Consider the following 19588-nt stretch of genomic DNA (forward strand, 5'->3'; position numbering starts at 1 on the left):
GATAGCAGCCTCGCCGACCCGCATCGGCGAGGCTGCGTCTGTTATCGACGAACCTGCCGGGATTTGATCAAGGCCCACAGAGAGAGCAAGGCGACCGCCATCAGATAGTAGCTGGGTGCCAGGCTGGTGCCGGTGGCGCTAATCAACAGCGTACAGATGAACGGCGCAAAGCCGCCAAACACGGTCACGGCAATGTTGTAGCCGATAGCCATGCCGCTTGCGCGAGTGCCCACCGGGAACAGGTCGGCCATCATCGACGGCACTGCCGAGAAGTAGACCGATTTCAGCAATGCCATCCAGCAAACCAGCGCCACCAGCGAGAACGCGGTGGTGTAATGCGTCATCAACCAAAATCCCGGATAAATGGTGACCAGCAGCAGAATGAGCGATCCCCACATCAGCGGCAGTCGACCCACTTTTTCAGCCCACAGGCCCATCAGCGGCGTGGCGACGGTCAAAATCACCCCGGCGAGCAGGGTTGCGGTGAAGGCAATCTGGCCCGAGAAATGCAGGGTTTTGGTGGCGTAGGTCGGCACATAGTTCAGCATATAGTTGACCGCCGTTGACACCACCATCAGGCCAATCGCCATGCAGAGTAACGATTTTTGCTTGCCAAACAGGGTTTTGAGTGGCGTGGCAGTCTTGTCTGCTTTCACAAAGCTTTCTGCTTCCGTGATGTTGCGACGGATATAAAGCCCGACCGGACCAATCAGTAATCCGAACGCAAACGGAATGCGCCATCCCCAATCCTGAATCTGCGTTTCCGATAGCCACTGCGACAGACCCAGACCAAAGGCCGAAGCCAGCAAGGTACTGGCACCCTGTGTCGCAAACTGCCAGCTGGCAATGTAGGCTTTGCGCTCCGGGAAATGTTCCACCAGAAACGCGGTGGAACTGCCGAATTCGCCGCCCGCCGAGAAGCCCTGAATCAGACGGGCCAGCAGAATAAGCAGCGGTGCCGCGATGCCGATTGTCGCGTAGGACGGCGTAACGACAATCATCAGGCTGCCCACCATCATCAGACTGATAGAGGCGAGTAACGAAGCCTTGCGACCGGCGCGGTCGGCGAAGGCGCCCAGCACAACCGCGCCCAGCGGACGAATCAGGAACGAAACGCCGAAGCTGCCGAATGCCAGCAACAGCGATACCGTTTGATCGGTGGTCGGGAAGTAGGCGCGGGCAATATAGGCCGCAAAGAAGCCGTAAACCGCAATATCAAACCATTCCAGCGCATTGCCGATGCAGGTGACGAACAGCGTTTTGGTCAGGCTGGGCTTGACGGTGCTGCCTTGCATCGCGGCGGTCTTGAGTGAGGAAATCTGGCTCATTGTTTACCGCCTTTGGCGGCGTGTGCGTGGTGGGCATCGAGCAGCGCCGTACCGCGTTCGCCCAAATCCCAGAACAGGCGGGTCATTATCTCAAGCCCTTCGCGGGCAATCGAAATCAGCATATGTTCATCCACCGCATGCTGACCGCAGGCCGGATAGGAGTGGGGCACCCACAGGGTAGGCAGGCCGAGGATATCCGCGAACACTTCGTTGGGCAGTGAACCGCCAAGATTTGGCAGCAACGCAGGCTTGTTCTCGCTACTTTTCGACATGACGTCAAGAACCCAGTCAACCAGCGGGTCGGTCGGATCAAAGCGCGTGGCAGGCGAGCCGCGCAGGAATTCAACCTCCACCTGCGGGAAACCGTGGGCATCGAGATGCTCGCGGACGTGCTGCTGTAGATTCTGCCAGTCGGTGCCGACCACGAAGCGCAGCTGGCACACCGCCGTCGCCTTGCCCGGAATGGCGTTCATCGGTCTGGCAGGATTACCGGTCAGGAAAGACAGCACTTCCATCTGGTTCCACGCGAACAGGCGTTCGGCCGGTGTCAGACCCGCTTCTCCCCAGTGAATATCGATTTCAGGGTCGCCCGGCGTGGCGGCCACTTCGACGTCGGCGAGAATCTGGCGGATAGCCGCGCTGACCGCAGGCGGTTTCAGGGCCTCGACCTGAAGCTGGCCGTGTGCATTGACAAGACAGGCGACGGCATTGGCAAGCAGGGTGCCCGGATTAGGCAGCAGGCCGCCCCAGTTGCCGGAATGGTAGTCTTTGTCACGCGCGTTGACGCTCAGCCGGAAGTTGACCGCGCCGCGTGAACCCAGAAACAGCGTAGGGCGCTCGGCGCTCAGGCGTGGGCCGTCCGAGGCCAGAAACACATCGGCACTCAGCGCGTCTTTATATTGGTGACAGATTTCAGCCAGCCCCGGCGAACTTATCTCTTCGCCCATTTCAAACAGCAGCTTGCAGTTAAATCCCAGTTTGCCGCCGCGGGCCGCAAAGACCTGCTCCAGTGCCGCAAGATTGACACTGTGCTGCCCTTTGTTGTCGGCGCTGCCGCGACCATACCAGCGGTTGCCGTCTTCTTTCAGTTCCCAGGGAGTGAGATCTTCACGCCAGTTTTCATCGTCGCCGAAGACCACGTCACCGTGGCCGTAGCTCAGCACGGTAGGTAAAGCCGGGTCTTCGATTCGGGTGGCAATCAGGAAAGGACGATTGGCTGCATGAGGATTTTCAATAAGTTGCAGCCCAAAGCCCATGGCGACCAGCGCCGGATTTATCTCTTGTTCGTAATAGCTCAACAGCGCGTCGTCGCGCAGGGCTGACTGGCTTTCCGTTGGCATCGCCACGCGACGCGCCAAAACCTGCCTGAACTCCCCACTGTCGAACCAGCCCAGAGCTTGTGCTACCGTTTTTTCCACTGTCATAAAATGTCCTGATGTTGTGTCATTTATGTTTTTATCGATTCAATCTACTAGCATTCCGAGCGTTGCTACAATAATAATAATTGCAATGTAGCGTTGCTTTAATTATAACGCTGGCATGCACGAAAGAGAGGCATGCACAGTTAAGGGGCAATCATGCAGAGTACCGAAATCCGTTATTTTATGGCGGTGGCCAGCACCGGTTCCCTCAGTGCCGCCAGCAAGCAGCTTTTTGTTGCCGTTTCGGCTATCAGTCGGCAGATTCAACAGCTGGAAGCGCGAATCGGCGCGACGTTGTTCGAGCGCCACGCGCGGGGCATGGTGCTTAATGACGCCGGACAAATTCTCGAAAATCATGTGCGTAAGAGCATGATGGATATGGAGTTTGCGATTGCCGAAATTCAGGGGTTAAAAGCGGTTCGCCGCACCGTGATTCGTATGGCCTGTACCGATGGCCCGGCCTTTGACCTGCTGCCGCAGATGTTTGCCCGCTTCAGGGCAATCAATCCGGGCGTGATGTTTTATCTCAATGTCGGGACGGCGTTGCAGGTGTCGGAGATGATCCGCAGCGGCGACTGCGATCTGGCCTTGCAGTTCAGCCTGTCGCCGGAGCGTGGGGTAGATGTGCTGGCATCGCATCCGGCCACAGTCAGAATGGCGATGCGACCCGATCATCCTTTGGCGGCCGCTGATATCAAGCTTACGGATTTACATGCCTATCCGCTGGCGCTCAATGAACCGACCAGCACTATCCGCCAGCTGTTCGACCTTTCCTGTCGCATGAGCGGTATTTTCCTCGAGCCTGCTCTCAGCTGTAATCGCTTCAGTACGCTTTACGATTTCATGCGCGAGACCCCCGGCGCAATTGTTGCCTGCAGCCATTTCTCTGTGCTGTTCAAAGCCCGCACCGATGGGTTAATCCTTAAATCCATCAATATCGAGCAGCTGAATCAGCGCACCCTGCAGCTACAGACACAGGCGGGTAAACATCGTTCGGCGGCGTTGAGTCAGTTTATCGATTTCAGCTGTGATCTGCTGGCAAGGGAAAGCGCCGCGTTTGAACGCGACTTTGCCCTTTAACGTCTCTCAACAGGTTGGAATAAGGCTCAGGAATACGCCGTCTGCCGGGCCGGATGACGTGTCCACGTCAGGCTCGGCCACCCTTTTTCAACCGCCATCTGGCGCAGTGCAGGGCACCCATTGACCACCGTCGGCTTGTCGACAAATTCCAGCAGCGGTAGATCGAATATCGAATCGGTATAGGCATAAAGAGTGCTAAAACGCGGCGTAGCGGGTTGGGCGAGCCAGGTTTGCAGGCGCTCGACGGTTCCCTGATGGAAGGTGATGTCTCCTGTGGTTTCACCGGTAAAGCACAGGGGATCCTGCGTGATTTCAGGTTGCAGCGCAAACACCTGATCGATGCCGAGGCGTCTGCCTATCGGAGAAACCAGATGCTCTCCGGAGGAGGAGACCAGCGCGATTACGTCACCTCGTTCGCGATGCCAGGCAATCTGCTGACGGGCCTGCGGATAAAGACGTGGCAGGATATCGCGATGAACGAAACGTTCTACCCAGCCTGAAACGGTGCGGCAGTGATATCCGCTCATGGGGCCAAGGGTCAGTTTCAAATAGGATGCAATGCTGTGGGGGTCGGGCGGAGTATCGGTATATTCGGTGGCAGAAAGCATGTGTCGCTGGTGGTTTTGCAGGGTAGCGGGTGACGTATAACCCTGAGAGATAAGCCATTGCAGCCAAAGACTGGCACTGTCATCGCAAATCAGCGTTTTGTCGAGGTCGAACAGCGCTAAATCCATAACCGGTTCCTGCATTTTTGGTCGATGTAAATTGAGGTTAGTGGAAAAAACTGTGAACAGTTATACGAAATAAGAATATTTTTAGTATGAAATTGGCTCGCCAGACTCCAGAATCTGATATTTCTCTGAATTTACCAAATTGTTGACAGATCATTTAGATTTACAGGGAGTGGGATCGTTAAGCTAGCCGATGAAAAGTGGAAAGCGAAAATTTTGTTTAAATTTCGTCTAATTAGAGGATGTAAAGCAGACAAAAGCGCATTAAAGTCTACTATTCGAAGAAACTTTACAATGGAGTGGTTTCTTATCGCTGGATAAAACGTTAGTTTTTACGTCGGTCGAGTTTTTACTTCATCTTCAAAGACCTGATTGAAAGATAAACCGATTTTCAGTTACCCGGACAGAAGCGCTAATAACCTATGACAATTTCTCTCTTATCCAAACGGAACCTTCTTTGTACGTTCAGCGGCACGGTTTTTCTGCTGACGTTTCCTGTAGCGCATGCCGACACGGCACCGGCCAAACCGGTCGCGCTTACCCCTGCAACTGCAACGCCGGGCGCGCCTGCCGCCCCTCAAATTAACGCAAAATCCTGGGTGCTGATGGACTACGGCAGCGGCAAAATCATTGCCGAGTCACAGCCCGATGCCCGCCTTGACCCGGCAAGCCTGAGTAAAATCATGGTGAGCTACGTCGTAGGTCAGGCACTTAAATCCGGTAAGATTCACGAAAGTGACTTGGTCACGGTGGGTAAGGATGCCTGGGCGACCGGCAATCCGGTACTGCGCGGGTCTTCCCTGATGTTCCTCAAACCCGGCGATCAGGTGCCGGTATCCGAGTTGAACAAAGGGATTGTGATTCAATCAGGCAATGATGCCAGTATCGCGTTGGGTGATTATGTTGCCGGCAGTCAGGATGCCTTCGTGGGCCTGATGAACCGCTACTCGCAGCAGTTGAATCTCGGCAATACGATGTTCAAAACTGTACACGGTCTGGACTCTGACGGGCAATATACTTCGGCTCGCGACATGGCACTGCTTTCCCGCGCGCTTATCCACGATACGCCGGAAGAGTATGCACTCAATAAAGAGAAAGAATTTACCTTTAACCGAATTCGCCAGGTCAACCGTAACCGCCTGTTGTGGAGCACCAATCTCAACGTTGACGGCATTAAAACCGGCTACACGTCGGGCGCGGGCTACAATCTGGTGTCTTCGGCGGTCGATTCCAGCGGAATGCGCCTGATTGCGGTCGTCATGGGTGCGCCAAGCGATCGCATTCGTTTCAGCGAAAGCGAATCCTTGCTGACCTGGGGCTTCCGTTTTTATGAAACCATTACGCCAATCAAGGCCGCAGATGCTTTCACCACCCAGCGTGTCTGGTTCGGAGCCGACAAAACGGTGCCGCTTGGCGTAGCGGAAGATGCCTCGCTGACGTTCCCGAAAGGGCAGCTCAAAAATCTGAAGGCCAGTTTCACGCTGACCAATCCACAGCTTGAAGCGCCGATTACCAAAAATCAGGTGGTTGGCACCATCAACTTCTCGCTGGATGGTAAAGTCATCGACCAACGTCCACTCGTGGCGAAAGCCGATGTGCCACAAGGTGGCTTCTTCAGCCGAATCATTGATTTCGTGATGATGAAAATCAGCGGTCTGTACGACAGCGTGTTTGGAAAATCTGCTTCGTAATTTCGAATTTTTGATGCAAAAAAAGGCGAGGATAAATTCCTCGCCTTTTTTATGCCCATCAGATTCCCAATGCCGTTATTCGCGGACCCAGCCTTTGCGAATAGGCAGCGCAAAGCTGAAGCGATAAATTTTGTCGAGCATGGCGCTGATTGCGTTGCCAAACAGATTCCAAATCAGCTGCGAGAACCAGGCAACCCAGCATACCGACCAGCAAGCCGCCCACCATGTCCAACGGCCAATGCACGCCCACATAAACGCGAGACCAGGCAATTCCAAGCGCGACGACCAGGAAAAGGGTGCCGGACCAGACGCGATGCCAGAACAAAAATGCCAGAGCAAAGGTGAAGATAGCGGTGCCGTGATCGCTCGGGAACGAGCTGTCAGGGTCGTGGTGCAGGAAGTTGTAGCCAAAACCTTCCATAAACGGCCGCGCATGAGGGAATAGCTCGGAGAGCGTTTTGGCGCAGACCATGGCAAACACCAAAGCGATAGCCGTCTTGCTCACTAACTCGCGCTGGAAAGCTATGCGGTGGTGGTGTCCCCAAAGATAAAGCGTGACGATTAGCACCGGGACAATAAATATTAAATCGTTTGCCAGGAATAGCGCGATACTCAATAGCCATTTTGGCGAATCTGGTGTCGCATTGATCCAGGTAAACAGCGTGTGATTAAGCTGCTCCATAAATACCCTCATCTATTTGCCGGCAAAATAGGCGCCGAAAAGTTAATTACATTCACTAACCCAAGTTTACTGACCTACTGACCGTGAATAACAGCATCAGTTCCACGTTAGGACTAACTTCATGAAGCGTAAAGCGACATTGCGCAATATCTGTCTTTCATTTAACTTCTGTCTAGGTAAGCAAGAGACTTGATATTAAAGCCTTTATCTTAAGATAAGCTTAAATTAAGGATTCAATCGTTTAAAAATGAAACAGCATTCAAGAATAGTCTTAAATTACATTTGGTTGACTATTAATCTATCAGGTTGTCGAAATTATGGCCAAGGTATTTCCTGGCCATAATTATCAATATTCTTGCTGTTATATTCCGATCAGGTGTTTTTATTATCAATAAAAATGTCGGTGCTCATGACTCGGGAAATAGGGCCATGCAAACAGGCATTATGATGATTAATAATTTGCTCTGCGCTGAGTTGCGGCGTATCTATGCAACTGTGTCCATCAGAGATAAGTATCGATTTAAATCCAGAAAGTGCTGCCGAGCGGCAGGCGGTGTCTACGCAATATTGAGTTTTCAGCCCCACGATCACGACCTCGCCAATCTGTTGCTGATGAAGTAATTCGGTAAGCGGCGTACCCTCGAAACAACTGGCGCGAACTTTGTCGACAATAACATCCTTTTCTTCATCTCTTTTCAACTCAGGGACAAGATTCCAGATGGCCTCACCGGCAGCATAAGGCGAACCCGCAGGGCCAGCATGCCGAATGAAAAACACCGGTTGCTCCTGAAGATGAAAGTGTTCAATTAGACGGTTGATATTGGTCAACAGCAGCTGATGCTGAAAGGGAAAGGGCTCGACCGAAAACTGGCCGATTTGCATATCAATAACTAACAGGGCCAGATTGGGCATCGATGAGGCTGAGGGCATATCTTTCTCCTTGAAATGCCGTTACAGCAGGAGAAAAAGCGGCCCCTGCCATTCTCGGCGGGGCTAGGGAAGTAGTGTTACTGTGCTTGAAACGCTTTATTGCGCACTGTTATCCACGACGACCTGCGACCCACCGCAAGCGGTAATCGTTGTCGTTGGGGTTCGGGTCAGTGCGCGATACAGGTTCATGATTTGACTATCTCATCAGGTAAAAAATCCGTCAATACCGAAACATAAGTTTTTTTGATGAAATGTTTATGCTCGAACACCGAAAACTGAAACGATCTGTTTTTAGGTTTTAGCGACCACGACGTTGTTCCGAAATTTTACTTTTATTAACCCGATGAGTTCTCTCAAGATCAAAAATGTGTCTAACATTAATATTGGTTAACTAACATCCTGTTGGATGGCATTAATGACCTTTTTATAGGGAGACACCATGTCTACTGCTTCTGAATTCGAACAGTCATGCCGTGACCAAATCACGATTTTATTCATTTCCGAGATTCTGAACCGGCTTGGCGTCATTGAGGCGGGAATGGTTTTAAACAACGTCGCCAAGAAAGTGGATGCAGAACAGGACGAAGAGGTGAAACAGCGACTTCAGGTCTATATCGCCGATCTCAAGGCCAGTTACATGGAAGACTCGTCATCTACCCGCTCGAAATGGATCAACAACCGCTAACCTACACCGCACATTCATTTTCACACTCACCCGCAGCAATGCGGGTTTTTCATTGCCGAATTTCAGGCAAGAAAAAACCCGATAACCTTGAACCTAAGCAGGCGGGGTTATCGGGCTCTCCAATATGGGGACTTCTAAGAAAAGCAGTGGCAATAATTCAGACTACTTCCAGAATCGAAAGTTCTCGGCGGTTCAAAAAAAATACAAATATTTATTGTTTTTTAGAACTGCCTTGCGGCTCAACGGCTTATTTTAGCTTCCGGGCCAGATTATCACTATCAAAGTACCGGCCAGCGTCAGCAATACGTTAGCGATGGCATAGGTTCCGGCATAGCCCAGCGCCGGAATGTTGCTGCGGGCGGTATCGCTGATGATTTCCATGGCGGGTGCGCAGGTTCTCGCGCCCATAATGGCCCCGAACAGCAATGCGCGGTTCATCCGCAGGACATAGGCGCCAAAAATAAAGCAGATTACGACAGGAACCAGACTGACTATCAAACCGGAAAGCAGCATCTGACCGCCAACCGCGCCAAGCCCGTGGTTAATACCCGCCCCGGCGCTGAGTCCTACGCCTGCCATAAACACCATCAGGCCGAATTCTTTTACCATGTTCAATGCACCCTGCGGAATATAACCAAAAGTAGGGTGGTTGGCGCGCAGGAAGCCAAGCAGGATACCGGCAAACAAAAGGCCCGCCGCATTACCGATACCAAATGTAATGCTCTTGAACTGGAAGGTAATCAGACCAATCATCAGGCCGACAATAAAGAAGGCGCAAAACGCCAGCAGGTCCGTGACCTGACTATGAATGGAGATAAACCCGATGCGCTCGGCCACGCTTTTTACACGCCGTGCGTCGCCGCTTATCTGCAATACATCGCCCTTGTTCAGCACAATACTGTCGTCGATGGGCATTTCAATCTGGCTGCGGATCACGCGGTTCAGAAAGCATCCGTGATCGGTGAGATTCAACTGGCTGAGGCGTTTGCCCACGGCATTGTTGTTTTTCACCACCACTTCTTCCGTCACGATGCGCATATCGAGCAGATCGCGGTCGAAAACTTCCTTGCCGTTTCTGAAACTCGGGTCGAGACGTGAATGGGCATCGGGATAGCCTACCAGCGCGATTTCATCGCCATACTGCAACACTGCGTCGCCGTCGGGCGTGGCGAGTATGCCGTTGCGGCGGATCCTTTCTATATAGCATCCTGTCTGGCGGTAAATGCCGAGTTCGCGCAGGTTCTTGCCGTCTGCCCAGGCCACTAATTCCTGCCCTACGCGGTAGGCGCGAATCACCGGCAGATACACTTTTCGCTGGCTGTCTGTGTCCAGCCCGCGCTCGCGGGCAATTTGCTGCGCGCTGGTGGAGAGATCCTGATGCTGAAGTTTTGGCAGATATCGTGCGCCGAAAATCAGGCTGACAAGGCCGATAAGATAGGTCAGGGCATAGCCGAGGCTTAAGTTGTCAAGCTCGGGGCCAAGCACTTTGGGGCTGCCCAAGGTATTGCGCAACGTATCACCCGCGCCGACCAGCACGGGTGTCGAGGTCATCGATCCCGCCAGCATACCGGCGGTCAGGCCGATGTCCCAGCCGAAGAAGCGGCCAAGTCCAAAAGCGAGCAGCATCGCCGTGCCGACCATGACCAACGCCAGCATCAGGTAGTTTTTGCCATCGCGGAAAAAGATGGAAAAGAAATTCGGACCCGCTTCGACACCCACACAGAAAATAAACAGCATAAAGCCGAGATTGAGCGCCTCGGTGTTGATGCTGAAATGTTGCTGTCCGAGCAGGAGGGAGACGACTAAAACGCCAATGGAATTACCTAATTGAACCGAACCCAGTCGAACCTTTCCTAAGCACAGGCCAAGCGCCAGCACCACAAAAAGTAAAAGGATGTAGTTACCATTTAACAAACTAGCGACATTTATATTCACAGAGTATTACTTATTGGTTACCAGCAATTTATTGAAATATATAACAGCACAGGATAAATTCAATGAAGCGACTTAAGAAAAATTATTTCGCTTTTAACACTCTCTTTATTGCTGTTACTGTTTATCCGAAATCACGGCCCATATTCTAGACCTTGAACCGATCGGCGGCTAGCCCTGCACCGTGTTTAAGAGTAAAAACAATTATCTAGCCCAATGGATAGGGCTTCAGGTCCCTGCTTTTATTGAGCAAAGCAGCGTTTACACGAAGGTGTGGACGATCATCAACTATGGAGAGAAGGCGTGAAAAAGTATTTTTCCCTTTTATGCGGCGCTTTACAGGCAATATTATTTATTATTGTTTTTATTTCGTTAAAGGGTCATGTCATTTCTGTTAATAGAATTATTCCCCAAGGTGATTTATGTATGCTGCTCTACCTTGTTCCAGGAATGGCGGCCTGTTTTGTCGGCCGGGGTGAACATTTTGTGGCCTTGTTTATTAGCGCATTAATTAGCGTGCCGCTGTGTCTGATTATCCGCCACTATTTCCTGCTCGAAATACGCAGCTACTGGCAGGAGTTGGCCTATCTCGTCAGTGCCGTTTTCTGGTCGATGCTCGGGGCCATGTTTGTCATTCTCTATCGCGTTATGGGAAGGATTCGCTCGAGCTAAAGGTCCAGTCATAAAAAAGCACTCTTTTCAGAGTGCCTTTCATTTTGCTTCGCTCACCGTGCAGCGTTGTATCGAGGTCGATTAAGACTGATACAGCGCCAGGTTTTCTTTTGCGTAAGCTTCAAAATCAGTGCAGCCACCGATGTGTTTCTGGTCGATAAAGATCTGCGGAACGGTTTCTACCGGCTTGCCCACGGTCTTTTCCAGATCGGCTTTGCTGATGCCTTCCGCATGGATATCAACGTAACGGAAGTTGAAATCATCACGTTCTTCGGTCAGTTTTTCAGCTAATTCTTTTGCACGAACACAATAAGGACACGCAGGACGCCCGAAAATTACTGCAAACATGGAGACTCCTTGATTTAATTTCGCCTGAAGACCAGGACTTTGTAAATTTGAGAAAGATATCGCAGAAATTTTTAAATTAGCGCATAGCTCTCACTACCTGCCGCTACTATGCCTGTCTCGACGAGTAAAAAAAGCAGGAATTACCTGTCGCTTTGATGTGCTGTGCCTATCTGGACATATTCCCGACGCTTTGCCGAAAAGCTGCGCATCAGGGCGAGCCGGAGGAGATCAAATCGTGCGGCCATGCTTGCAATGGTGACGCCGAACAGGAATTATTGCCTGCTTTACGCCACACTTTTCGCTTCGATTTTTCCCAAGGAAACGTATTATGACGCCTACGATTGACCTGCTTCGCGCGCACAGTTCCGTGCGCTCCTTTACCGGCCAGCCGGTCACCGACGAGCAGCGTGAAGCCATTATCTCTGCCGCTCAGGCTGCCTCAACCTCAAGCTTTTTACAGTGCTCCTCCATTATTCGCATCACAGATCCCGAAAAGCGCAAAACGCTGGTCGAGTACACCGGCGGCCAGCAATGGGTGGCCGAGGCCGCAGAGTTCTGGGTATTCTGCGCCGATTTCAATCGCAATCAGCAAATCAATCCCGAGGCCGAGCTGGGTCTTGCCGAGCAACTGTTGCTGGGATGCGTCGATACCGCGCTGATGGCGCAGAACCGCGATGGCGGCCGCCGAGTCGCTCGGGCTGGGCGGCGTGTTTATCGGCGGCATCCGCAACCGCGTCGAAGAGGTTGCCACACTTCTGGAACTGCCGAAATTTGTGCTGCCTTTATTTGGTTTTTGTATCGGACATCCTGCGCACGTCAACGATTTCAAGCCGCGTATGCCGCAAAGTATGCTGGTGCATGAAAATAGCTATCAGCCGCTGGATAAAAACGTGCTGGCTGAATACGATGCCGAGCTTGAAGCCTATTACGCCAGTCGCGACAGCAATGCCCGCCGTGACAATTTCAGCGACCTGATTATCCGCACGCTCAAGAAAGAACAGCGTCCCTTTATGCTGGCAGCGCTGCATAAACAAGGCTGGATCACGCGCTAGAAGACCTCGGAGTGTCTGATGAAAATTGCCATACTTTCGCGCGACGGAAGCCTTTACTCGTGCAGGCGTCTCAAGGAAGCAGGGGAGTCGCGGGGTCATCATATCGATATCATCGACCCGCTCTCCTGCTATATGAACATCAACTGTGCCGCCTCCAGCATGCATTATCGCGGGCGTCAGTTGGACAAGTATGATGCAGTCATTCCGCGAATCGGCTCGGCGATTACCTTTTATGGCACCGCCGTGCTGCGCCAGTTCGAGATGCTGGGCAGTTTTCCCCTGAACGAATCGGTCGCCATTACGCGCGCCAAAGACAAGCTTCGCTCCATGCAGTTGCTTGGCCGCGCCGGTATCGACTTACCGATCACCGGTTTTGCCCATTCCCCCGATGATACCGCTGACCTGATTGCTCTGGTCGGCGGTGCGCCGCTGGTGGTGAAGCTGGTGGAAGGCACGCAGGGGCTTGGCGTGGTGCTGGCCGAAACCCGTCAGGCGGCGGAAAGCGTGATTGATGCCTTTCGCTGCCTCAACGCCAATATTCTGGTACAGGAATATATTCGTGAAGCCAATGGCAGCGATATTCGCTGTCTGGTGGTCGGGAAGCGGGTGGTCGGGGCGATTGAGCGTCAGGCCAAACCCGGCGAATTTCGCTCCAACCTGCATCGCGGTGGAACGGCCCGAAAGGTGACGATTACCGCACAGGAAAAAGAGATGGCGTTAAAGGCCGCGCATACGCTGGGTCTGGATGTCGCGGGCGTAGATATCTTGCGTGCCGAGCGCGGCCCGCTGGTGATGGAGGTCAATGCCTCACCCGGACTGGAGGGAATTGAAACCACAACGGGGCTGGATATTGCCGGAATGATGATAGATTACCTCGAGCACCGCGCCAAACCCGGATTCAAACTCAAGTCCGGCGGGTAAGGTGACGGCCAGTTTCCCCCATGCCTGCGGATACTGCGCCTAGGGCGATCAATAAAGCAGCAATTGCCGCTTTTTGTTACAAAGGCACCCATATTTTAAGCGAATAGCGGCGAATCTCGGCATTGATCGTGGCGCTTATCGGGAAATTTCCGTAAGCTGTGGCTCTTAAACATTCGCTTAAAATGACCTGTTACGTCGATATTACATCGGCTCATTTCAAGTTCCGAAATTTTCGATTTGTCATCGTGCTTTTCGACACACTGAGGCTGCATATATGGATTCACTCACCGTCCCTGATTTGGCGTTACTTAGACGCTGGCTTGATCAGTTGGGCATCTCATTTTTCGAGTGTGATTCCTGTCAGGCTCTTCATCTGCCCCATATGCAAAATTTCGACGGCGTGGTTCGATGCCAAGGTCGACCTGGTTGACGGCGTTATTCTGTTTTCCGCGCTGGCGGAGGTAAAACCTACGGCGCTTATCCCGCTGGTTGCCGACCTCAGCCAAATCAACGCCAGTTCGTTGACCGTCAAGGCCTTCGTGGATATTCAGGACGACAACCTGCCAAAACTGATTGTCTGTCAATCGATTAGCGTTGTGGTCGGCATCACCCTCGAACAGTTTGCCCATTTCCTGCAACAGGGCGAAGAGCAGATGTCGATGATAATCCTTGAAGCCCATGCCAATGAGCTTCTGTTTTTAGGCGACGAAGAAGAGGGTGCGCCTGTCGTTAACCTCAACGTGCCTTTGCTTCACTGATTAACTCGCCGTTCGGCAGATTTTCCCACCAACCTGTTTATAAATAGCGCAGCCATTCCGATGGCTGCGCTGTCTTTGTGATGTTTCACGCTATTTTATGCTAATCATTACTCTTTATTACGCCTTATTTCTCTTTGTATCCGGGGAAATGGCGCAGGCTATAGACAAAACTGCATAAATAATCGATGAATGGTCTTTTTTGTCTTCGGGTATGGTGTGACGTGCCTCACGGCGTTATGCTGCAAAGAAGACAGGGAGCGGCGTATACCGTGAAAAACCAAGTGTTTAATCATACGCCAACAAGGTTTGCGTCTGCATGTCTATGCAGTTGGCGTGGGTGCCCGGAGAGGCAACAAAATGTCTCGATAAGTAAAGTTTTGACTACGCTATGTATTAACGTGACTGATGTGTGCGCAACGCCTGCCGCATCAACTGGTGCAGTTTTAAGGGGACGTTCCCCCTCATTTATCACCCCTGTTGGAGGTATAACGGATGTTTACCCTGCGTAAAAAATGGTTGTCCGGCGTGATTGCCGGTGTGGCGATGGCTGCTTCAGTCGCTGCGTCTGCGGAAGACAAAACGCTGCACATCTATAACTGGTCCGATTATATCGCGCCTGACACTATCGCCAATTTCCAGAAAGAAACCGGCATTAAAGTGGTGTACGACGTTTTTGACTCCAACGAGGTGCTCGAAGGCAAACTGATGGCGGGCAGCACCGGATTTGATCTGGTGGTGCCTTCTGCAAGCTTCCTGGAACGTCAGGTGGCGGCGGGCGTATTCAAACCGCTCGACAAGAGCAAACTGCCCAACTACAAGAACCTGGATCCCGAACTGCTGAAAATGGTGGGCAAGCACGATCCGGACAACAAATATGCCATCCCTTATCTGTGGGCGACGACCGGTATCGGTTACAACGTCGACAAGGTCAAGGCGGCATTAGGCAAGGATGCGCCGGTCGACAGCTGGGATCTGGTGTTGAAACCTGAAAACCTCGAGAAGCTGAAAAGCTGCGGCGTGTCCTTCCTCGATGCTCCGGCTGAAATCTATGCCACCGTGCTGAACTATCTGCATCTTGACCCTAACAGCACCAAGGCCAGCGACTACAGCACCACGGCAACCGATCTGCTGCTGAAACTGCGTCCGAGCATTCGTTATTTCCACTCTTCCCAGTACATCAACGATCTGGCAAATGGGGATATCTGTGTGGCCGTGGGTTGGGCGGGCGACGTGATTCAGGCGTCAAACCGTGCCAAAGAAGCCAAAAATGGCGTCAATATTGCCTACAGCATTCCGAAAGAGGGCGCACTGGCGTTCTTTGATGTCTTCGCCATGCCGGCCGATGCCAAAAACACCGACGAAGCCTATCAGTTCCTGAATTACCTGATGAAGCCGGAAGTGATGGCAGGTATCAGCAACGCGGTGTATTACGCGAGTGGCAATGCGGCCGCAACGCCGCTGGTGAAACCGGAAATCCGCAACAATCCGGGCATCTATCCATCGGCCGAGGTGCGCGCCAAACTCTTCACCCTGAAAGTTCAGGATCCGAAGATTGACCGCGTGATCACCCGTTCGTGGACCAAAGTGAAAAGCGGCAAGTAATTCGCCAGCATCAGACGCTATGTATTGAAAAGCGATACCGCGTGACCAGCGGCTCCGGAAAGACCTCGGGGCCGCTTCGCTTTTCACCTTCCGCGCTGATTCCATTCATTAATAAGCAATGATTCCGACGAATTCCGACGGGACTGTTATGCTTGAATTATCTCTCTATATCTCTTGCTATATAGAAACCTTTTTAACTCGCTTTGACGGAGATATCCCTGAGTGAATGATGCAACGCCACGCCCTCAGTCGCAAAATAAAGGGGAGAAAGCGCTGAAAGCTTTATCCCCTCTGCTGGAAATTCGTAATCTGTCGAAAAACTATGACGGCCAACCTGCCGTCGACGATGTGAACCTGACCATCTACAAAGGTGAAATTTTCGCCTTGCTGGGCGCATCAGGCTGCGGCAAGTCTACACTGCTGCGCATGCTGGCCGGATTCGAATCGCCAACTCGCGGTCAAATCGTGCTTGACGGGCAGGACCTTTCGCAGGTACCGCCTTATCAGCGTCCGATCAACATGATGTTTCAGTCCTACGCCTTGTTCCCGCACATGACCGTCGAGCAGAATATTGCCTTTGGCCTGAAGCAGGACAAGATGCCGTCGGCGGATATCAAGGCGCGAGTGGCCGAGATGTTAACGCTTGTGCATATGCAGGAGTTCGCCAAGCGCAAGCCGCACCAGCTTTCCGGCGGTCAGCGTCAGCGCGTGGCTCTGGCACGCAGTCTGGCCAAACGCCCGAAACTGCTGTTGCTCGATGAACCTATGGGCGCGCTGGACAAAAAACTTCGCGATCGTATGCAGCTTGAAGTTGTGGATATCCTTGAGCGGGTGGGCGCAACCTGCGTCATGGTCACACACGACCAGGAAGAGGCCATGACGATGGCAGGGCGCATTGCCATCATGAACCGTGGAAAATTCGTGCAGATAGGTGAACCGGAAGAGATCTACGAGCATCCGAACAGTCGCTACAGCGCAGAATTCATTGGTTCGGTGAATGTGTTTGAAGGCCTGCTGGAAGCCCGTCAGGAAGAGGCGCTGATTATTCGCAGTCCGGGGCTGGTGCATCCGCTCAAGGTGTCCTCCGACGCTTCCGTGATTGACGGCGTGCCAGCATTTGTTGCGCTGCGTCCTGAAAAAATCATGCTCTGCGAAGACGTGCCCGCCGATGGCTGTAATTTTGCGGTTGGTGAAGTGGTCAATATTGCCTATCTGGGCGACCTGTCCATCTATCACGTCAGACTGCACAGTGGCCAGATGATCACCGCACAGCTGCAAAACGGCCACCGCTTCCGTAAAGGAATGCCGACCTGGGGTGACGAAGTCCGCCTGTGTTGGGAAGCGGACAGCTGCGTTGTGTTAACCGTTTAGGGCGAGGTAAACAATTATGACTAATGTTTCTCCAGTTCCCGAGGCGCAACCTCCGGGCAGGGCCCGTTCGGGGTTCAACCGTTTGCGGCAGGCACACGGCAGAAAGCTGGTAATTCTGCTGCCGCTGGTATGGTTTATTCTGCTGTTTGTCATGCCGTTTTTAATCGTGCTCAAAATCAGCTTCGCCGAGATGGCGCGTGCCATTCCGCCTTATACGGATCTGATGAGTTGGGCGGATGGCGTACTCGATATTGCAATGAATTTTGGCAATTACATTCAGCTGACCGATGACCCGCTGTATATCGAGTCGTATCTCCAGTCGCTGGAAGTGGCCGCCATCTCCACACTGCTGTGTCTGGTCATCGGATATCCTCTGGCCTGGGCGGTAGCGCACAGTCCGCCGGCAACGCGTAACATTCTGTTGCTGCTGGTGATTCTGCCGTCCTGGACCTCGTTTCTCATCCGCGTCTATGCCTGGATGGCGATTCTCAAAGACAACGGCGTGCTGAATAATTTCCTGATGTGGCTCGGGATTATCGATCAACCGCTGGTTATCTTACACACCAATCTGGCGGTCTATATCGGCATCGTCTATTCGTATCTGCCGTTTATGGTGCTGCCGATTTATACGGCGCTGACCCGACTGGATTACTCGCTGGTCGAGGCCTCGCTGGATTTAGGTGCCAAGCCCTTTAAAACCTTTATCAAGGTGATAGTGCCGCTGACCAAGGGCGGAATCATCGCCGGTTCGATGCTGGTGTTTATTCCGGCAGTGGGCGAATACGTGATACCGGAACTGCTCGGCGGGCCGGACAGCATCATGATTGGCCGTATTTTGTGGCAGGAATTCTTTAACAATCGCGACTGGCCGGTGGCGTCTGCGGTTGCGGTGGTGATGCTGTTGCTGCTTATCCTGCCTATTATCTGGTTCCATAAGTATCAGAATCGTGAGTTGGGAGATAAACAATGAATCCGTTACCGGTTGTGCGCTCGCCGTGGCGAATCGTGATTTTGGTGCTGGGATTCGCCTTCCTCTATGCGCCCATGCTGATGCTGGTCATTTACTCGTTCAACAGTTCCAAGCTTGTTACGGTATGGGCAGGTTGGTCGACACGCTGGTATACACAGCTGTTTCATGACTCGGCAATGATAAGCGCGGTGAGCATGAGTCTGACCATTGCGACGGCGGCGGCCAGCATGGCGGTGGTTATCGGCACGCTCGCGGCGGTGGTGATGGTGCGCTATGGCCGCTTCAAAGGGTCGACGGGTTTTGCCTTTATGCTGACGGCACCGCTGGTCATGCCGGACGTCATTACGGGTCTGGCGTTGTTGCTGCTGTTCGTGGCGATGGGGCACTCTTTTGGATGGCCGAGCGAACGCGGTATGTTTACCATCTGGCTCGCGCATGTGACGTTTCTGTAGTGCCTATGTCTGTGTCGTGGTGTCGGCGCGTCTTCGCGAACTGGACCGTTCGATTGAAGAAGCGGCGATGGATCTCGGCGCTACGCCGCTTAAGGTCTTCTTTATCATCACCATTCCGATGATAGCGCCTGCGCTGGTGTCGGGGTGGCTGCTGGCCTTTACGCTGTCGCTGGATGACCTGGTGATTGCCAGTTTCGTGGCGGGGCCGGGGTCAACGACCTTGCCGATGCTGGTGTTTGCGAGTGTGCGTCTGGGCACCAATCCCGAGATAAACGCGCTGGCGACGCTGATTCTGCTGGTGGTCGGGATTATCGGCATCATTGCGTGGTGGTTTATGCACCGAGCCGAAAAACAGCGCGTCAAGGACATGCAGAAAGCGACGCGCCATTGATTCTCGTGACGAGACCATAACAAGAAAATAAAGGGCAACAAGGACGTATGAAACTGGCATTTATCCCGGTTCCTGTCATGGTCGGCGCGTCGGCGATTGTCGCCACGCGCCTGCTTGAATTTGTTTTACTGTTTGATGCCTACGGCTATGTCGGCATCAAGGAACTGCTGAGTGTCAGCAGTGAATCCTGGTTCAACAGCTTTATCATGCTGGCGGGACTGCTCATCCTGCTTATTGAGTGCCAGTGCGCATACGCCATGATGCGCGGCCGCCGGTGGAGTCGGCAGGTATTTTTCGCCTGCCAGCTTCTTTCCGTCATCTATCTTTTCTGCGCCTCGGAAGAGTGGATAGGTCCGATGCTGTTCCGCCTTGACAGCGAAAGCACGCCCCAATTGCTGGCTGAACTGCTCCAGAGAAGGCTGCCGGATCTACTGGTGCTGCTTTTGCTTTATCTGCCGCCCAGCAGCCGACGTTTTTTCAATCGCGATAAATGAGCCTTTGGCGGCAAGCGGTGATACACTTCGCGCCAACTTTTTAACGGTTAGATACGCTTAGCGACAACGGTCCTTAT

General features: G+C 52.7%; 16 protein-coding genes and 3 pseudogenes. 12 read left to right on the forward strand and 7 right to left on the reverse strand.

Features of this window, described 5'->3' with window-relative positions:
• Positions 1 to 41 precede the first annotated feature (41 nt).
• Together O1V66_RS06065 and O1V66_RS06070 are read right to left on the reverse strand one after the other, a co-directional pair.
• On the reverse strand, positions 42 to 1328 hold the full coding sequence (locus O1V66_RS06065) for an MFS transporter (RefSeq protein ID WP_045048030.1): 1287 nt from the start codon (positions 1326 to 1328) through the stop codon (positions 42 to 44).
• The gene (locus O1V66_RS06070; RefSeq protein ID WP_045048029.1) at positions 1325 to 2752 is read right to left on the reverse strand and encodes a M20 family metallopeptidase; all 1428 of its coding nucleotides are present in this window, start codon (positions 2750 to 2752) and stop codon (positions 1325 to 1327) included. Before O1V66_RS06070 ends, O1V66_RS06065 begins: the two co-directional genes overlap by 4 nt.
• Positions 2753 to 2905: 153 nt before the next feature.
• On the opposite strand from O1V66_RS06070, the gene O1V66_RS06075 reads away from it, so the two are divergent.
• Positions 2906 to 3829, forward strand: a complete 924-nt coding sequence (locus O1V66_RS06075) for a LysR family transcriptional regulator (protein WP_045048028.1) — start codon at positions 2906 to 2908, stop codon at positions 3827 to 3829.
• Between the two features lie 26 nt (positions 3830 to 3855).
• On the opposite strand, the gene O1V66_RS06080 is transcribed toward O1V66_RS06075, so the two are convergent.
• Complete coding sequence (locus O1V66_RS06080) at positions 3856 to 4563, reverse strand: HAD family hydrolase (protein WP_045048027.1); 708 nt, start codon at positions 4561 to 4563, stop codon at positions 3856 to 3858.
• Positions 4564 to 4982: 419 nt separating this feature from the next.
• Here O1V66_RS06080 and O1V66_RS06085 point away from each other — a divergent pair, with 419 nt between their 5' ends.
• The gene (locus tag O1V66_RS06085; protein WP_045048026.1) at positions 4983 to 6251 is read left to right on the forward strand and encodes a serine hydrolase; all 1269 of its coding nucleotides are present in this window, start codon (positions 4983 to 4985) and stop codon (positions 6249 to 6251) included.
• 58 nt (positions 6252 to 6309) lie between these two features.
• Here O1V66_RS06085 and ybjG read toward each other — a convergent pair whose 3' ends face one another.
• Positions 6310 to 6933, reverse strand: coding sequence for an undecaprenyl-diphosphate phosphatase (gene ybjG, locus O1V66_RS06090; RefSeq protein ID WP_269128215.1), 624 nt, complete (start codon positions 6931 to 6933; stop codon positions 6310 to 6312).
• Between the two features lie 372 nt (positions 6934 to 7305).
• Complete coding sequence (locus O1V66_RS06095) at positions 7306 to 7863, reverse strand: isochorismatase family protein (protein ID WP_045048024.1); 558 nt, start codon at positions 7861 to 7863, stop codon at positions 7306 to 7308.
• A gap of 439 nt (positions 7864 to 8302) precedes the next feature.
• Here O1V66_RS06095 and O1V66_RS06100 point away from each other — a divergent pair, with 439 nt between their 5' ends.
• Entirely contained in the window at positions 8303 to 8548 is a 246-nt protein-coding gene (locus O1V66_RS06100) for a hypothetical protein (RefSeq protein ID WP_045048023.1), read from the forward strand.
• Between the two features lie 252 nt (positions 8549 to 8800).
• Here the strand turns inward: O1V66_RS06100 and O1V66_RS06105 are convergent, their stop codons facing one another.
• Positions 8801 to 10483 (reverse strand): aspartate:alanine antiporter, encoded by a 1683-nt coding sequence (locus O1V66_RS06105; protein ID WP_045048022.1) that lies wholly within the window; start codon positions 10481 to 10483, stop codon positions 8801 to 8803.
• 300 nt (positions 10484 to 10783) lie between these two features.
• Here O1V66_RS06105 and ybjM point away from each other — a divergent pair, with 300 nt between their 5' ends.
• Entirely contained in the window at positions 10784 to 11152 is a 369-nt protein-coding gene (gene ybjM, locus O1V66_RS06110) for an inner membrane protein YbjM (protein WP_052673418.1), read from the forward strand.
• 81 nt (positions 11153 to 11233) lie between these two features.
• On the opposite strand, the gene O1V66_RS06115 is transcribed toward ybjM, so the two are convergent.
• Positions 11234 to 11500, reverse strand: a complete 267-nt coding sequence (locus tag O1V66_RS06115; protein ID WP_045048021.1) for a GrxA family glutaredoxin — start codon at positions 11498 to 11500, stop codon at positions 11234 to 11236.
• A gap of 328 nt (positions 11501 to 11828) precedes the next feature.
• Between O1V66_RS06115 and nfsA the strand changes: the two are divergent.
• From nfsA to O1V66_RS06155, 8 genes and pseudogenes are all read left to right on the forward strand, one after another.
• A pseudogene (gene nfsA / locus O1V66_RS06120) lies at positions 11829 to 12552 on the forward strand (oxygen-insensitive NADPH nitroreductase).
• Between the two features lie 18 nt (positions 12553 to 12570).
• Complete coding sequence (gene rimK / locus O1V66_RS06125; protein WP_045048019.1) at positions 12571 to 13473, forward strand: 30S ribosomal protein S6--L-glutamate ligase; 903 nt, start codon at positions 12571 to 12573, stop codon at positions 13471 to 13473.
• A 274-nt stretch (positions 13474 to 13747) separates the two neighbouring features.
• Positions 13748 to 14231: pseudogene (locus tag O1V66_RS06130) on the forward strand (type III secretion system chaperone family protein).
• Between the two features lie 492 nt (positions 14232 to 14723).
• Positions 14724 to 15833 carry a spermidine/putrescine ABC transporter substrate-binding protein PotF gene (potF, locus tag O1V66_RS06135; RefSeq protein ID WP_045048017.1) on the forward strand — a complete coding sequence of 370 codons (1110 nt, stop codon included), beginning with the start codon at positions 14724 to 14726 and terminating at the stop codon, positions 15831 to 15833.
• A gap of 222 nt (positions 15834 to 16055) precedes the next feature.
• A complete protein-coding gene (gene potG / locus O1V66_RS06140) occupies positions 16056 to 17204 on the forward strand; it encodes a putrescine ABC transporter ATP-binding subunit PotG (protein ID WP_045048016.1) in 1149 nt (382 codons plus the stop codon).
• A 16-nt stretch (positions 17205 to 17220) separates the two neighbouring features.
• The gene (gene potH / locus O1V66_RS06145) at positions 17221 to 18174 is read left to right on the forward strand and encodes a putrescine ABC transporter permease PotH (protein WP_045048015.1); all 954 of its coding nucleotides are present in this window, start codon (positions 17221 to 17223) and stop codon (positions 18172 to 18174) included.
• Positions 18171 to 19017: pseudogene (gene potI / locus O1V66_RS06150) on the forward strand (putrescine ABC transporter permease PotI). Before potH ends, potI begins: the two are co-directional and overlap by 4 nt.
• Positions 19018 to 19064: 47 nt before the next feature.
• Positions 19065 to 19511 (forward strand): YbjO family protein, encoded by a 447-nt coding sequence (locus O1V66_RS06155; RefSeq protein ID WP_045048013.1) that lies wholly within the window; start codon positions 19065 to 19067, stop codon positions 19509 to 19511.
• Positions 19512 to 19588: the final 77 nt, after the last annotated feature.

This window comes from Rouxiella chamberiensis, assembly GCF_026967475.1.
GTDB classification, from domain to species: domain Bacteria; phylum Pseudomonadota; class Gammaproteobacteria; order Enterobacterales; family Enterobacteriaceae; genus Rouxiella; species Rouxiella chamberiensis.

Bases quoted from the DNA above. Each gene is read 5' to 3' on its own strand.
- O1V66_RS06085 (WP_045048026.1), top strand. From the start codon at position 4,983: ATGACAATTTCTCTCTTATCCAAACGGAACCTTCTTTGTACGTTCAGC.
- O1V66_RS06115 (WP_045048021.1), bottom strand. From the start codon at position 11,500: ATGTTTGCAGTAATTTTCGGGCGTCCTGCGTGTCCTTATTGTGTTCGT.
- O1V66_RS06080 (WP_045048027.1), bottom strand. From the start codon at position 4,563: ATGGATTTAGCGCTGTTCGACCTCGACAAAACGCTGATTTGCGATGAC.
- rimK (WP_045048019.1), top strand. From the start codon at position 12,571: ATGAAAATTGCCATACTTTCGCGCGACGGAAGCCTTTACTCGTGCAGG.
- O1V66_RS06100 (WP_045048023.1), top strand. From the start codon at position 8,303: ATGTCTACTGCTTCTGAATTCGAACAGTCATGCCGTGACCAAATCACG.
- O1V66_RS06070 (WP_045048029.1), bottom strand. From the start codon at position 2,752: ATGACAGTGGAAAAAACGGTAGCACAAGCTCTGGGCTGGTTCGACAGT.
- O1V66_RS06155 (WP_045048013.1), top strand. From the start codon at position 19,065: ATGAAACTGGCATTTATCCCGGTTCCTGTCATGGTCGGCGCGTCGGCG.
- ybjG (WP_269128215.1), bottom strand. From the start codon at position 6,933: ATGGAGCAGCTTAATCACACGCTGTTTACCTGGATCAATGCGACACCA.
- O1V66_RS06075 (WP_045048028.1), top strand. From the start codon at position 2,906: ATGCAGAGTACCGAAATCCGTTATTTTATGGCGGTGGCCAGCACCGGT.
- potH (WP_045048015.1), top strand. From the start codon at position 17,221: ATGACTAATGTTTCTCCAGTTCCCGAGGCGCAACCTCCGGGCAGGGCC.
- potF (WP_045048017.1), top strand. From the start codon at position 14,724: ATGTTTACCCTGCGTAAAAAATGGTTGTCCGGCGTGATTGCCGGTGTG.
- O1V66_RS06065 (WP_045048030.1), bottom strand. From the start codon at position 1,328: ATGAGCCAGATTTCCTCACTCAAGACCGCCGCGATGCAAGGCAGCACC.
- O1V66_RS06095 (WP_045048024.1), bottom strand. From the start codon at position 7,863: ATGCCCTCAGCCTCATCGATGCCCAATCTGGCCCTGTTAGTTATTGAT.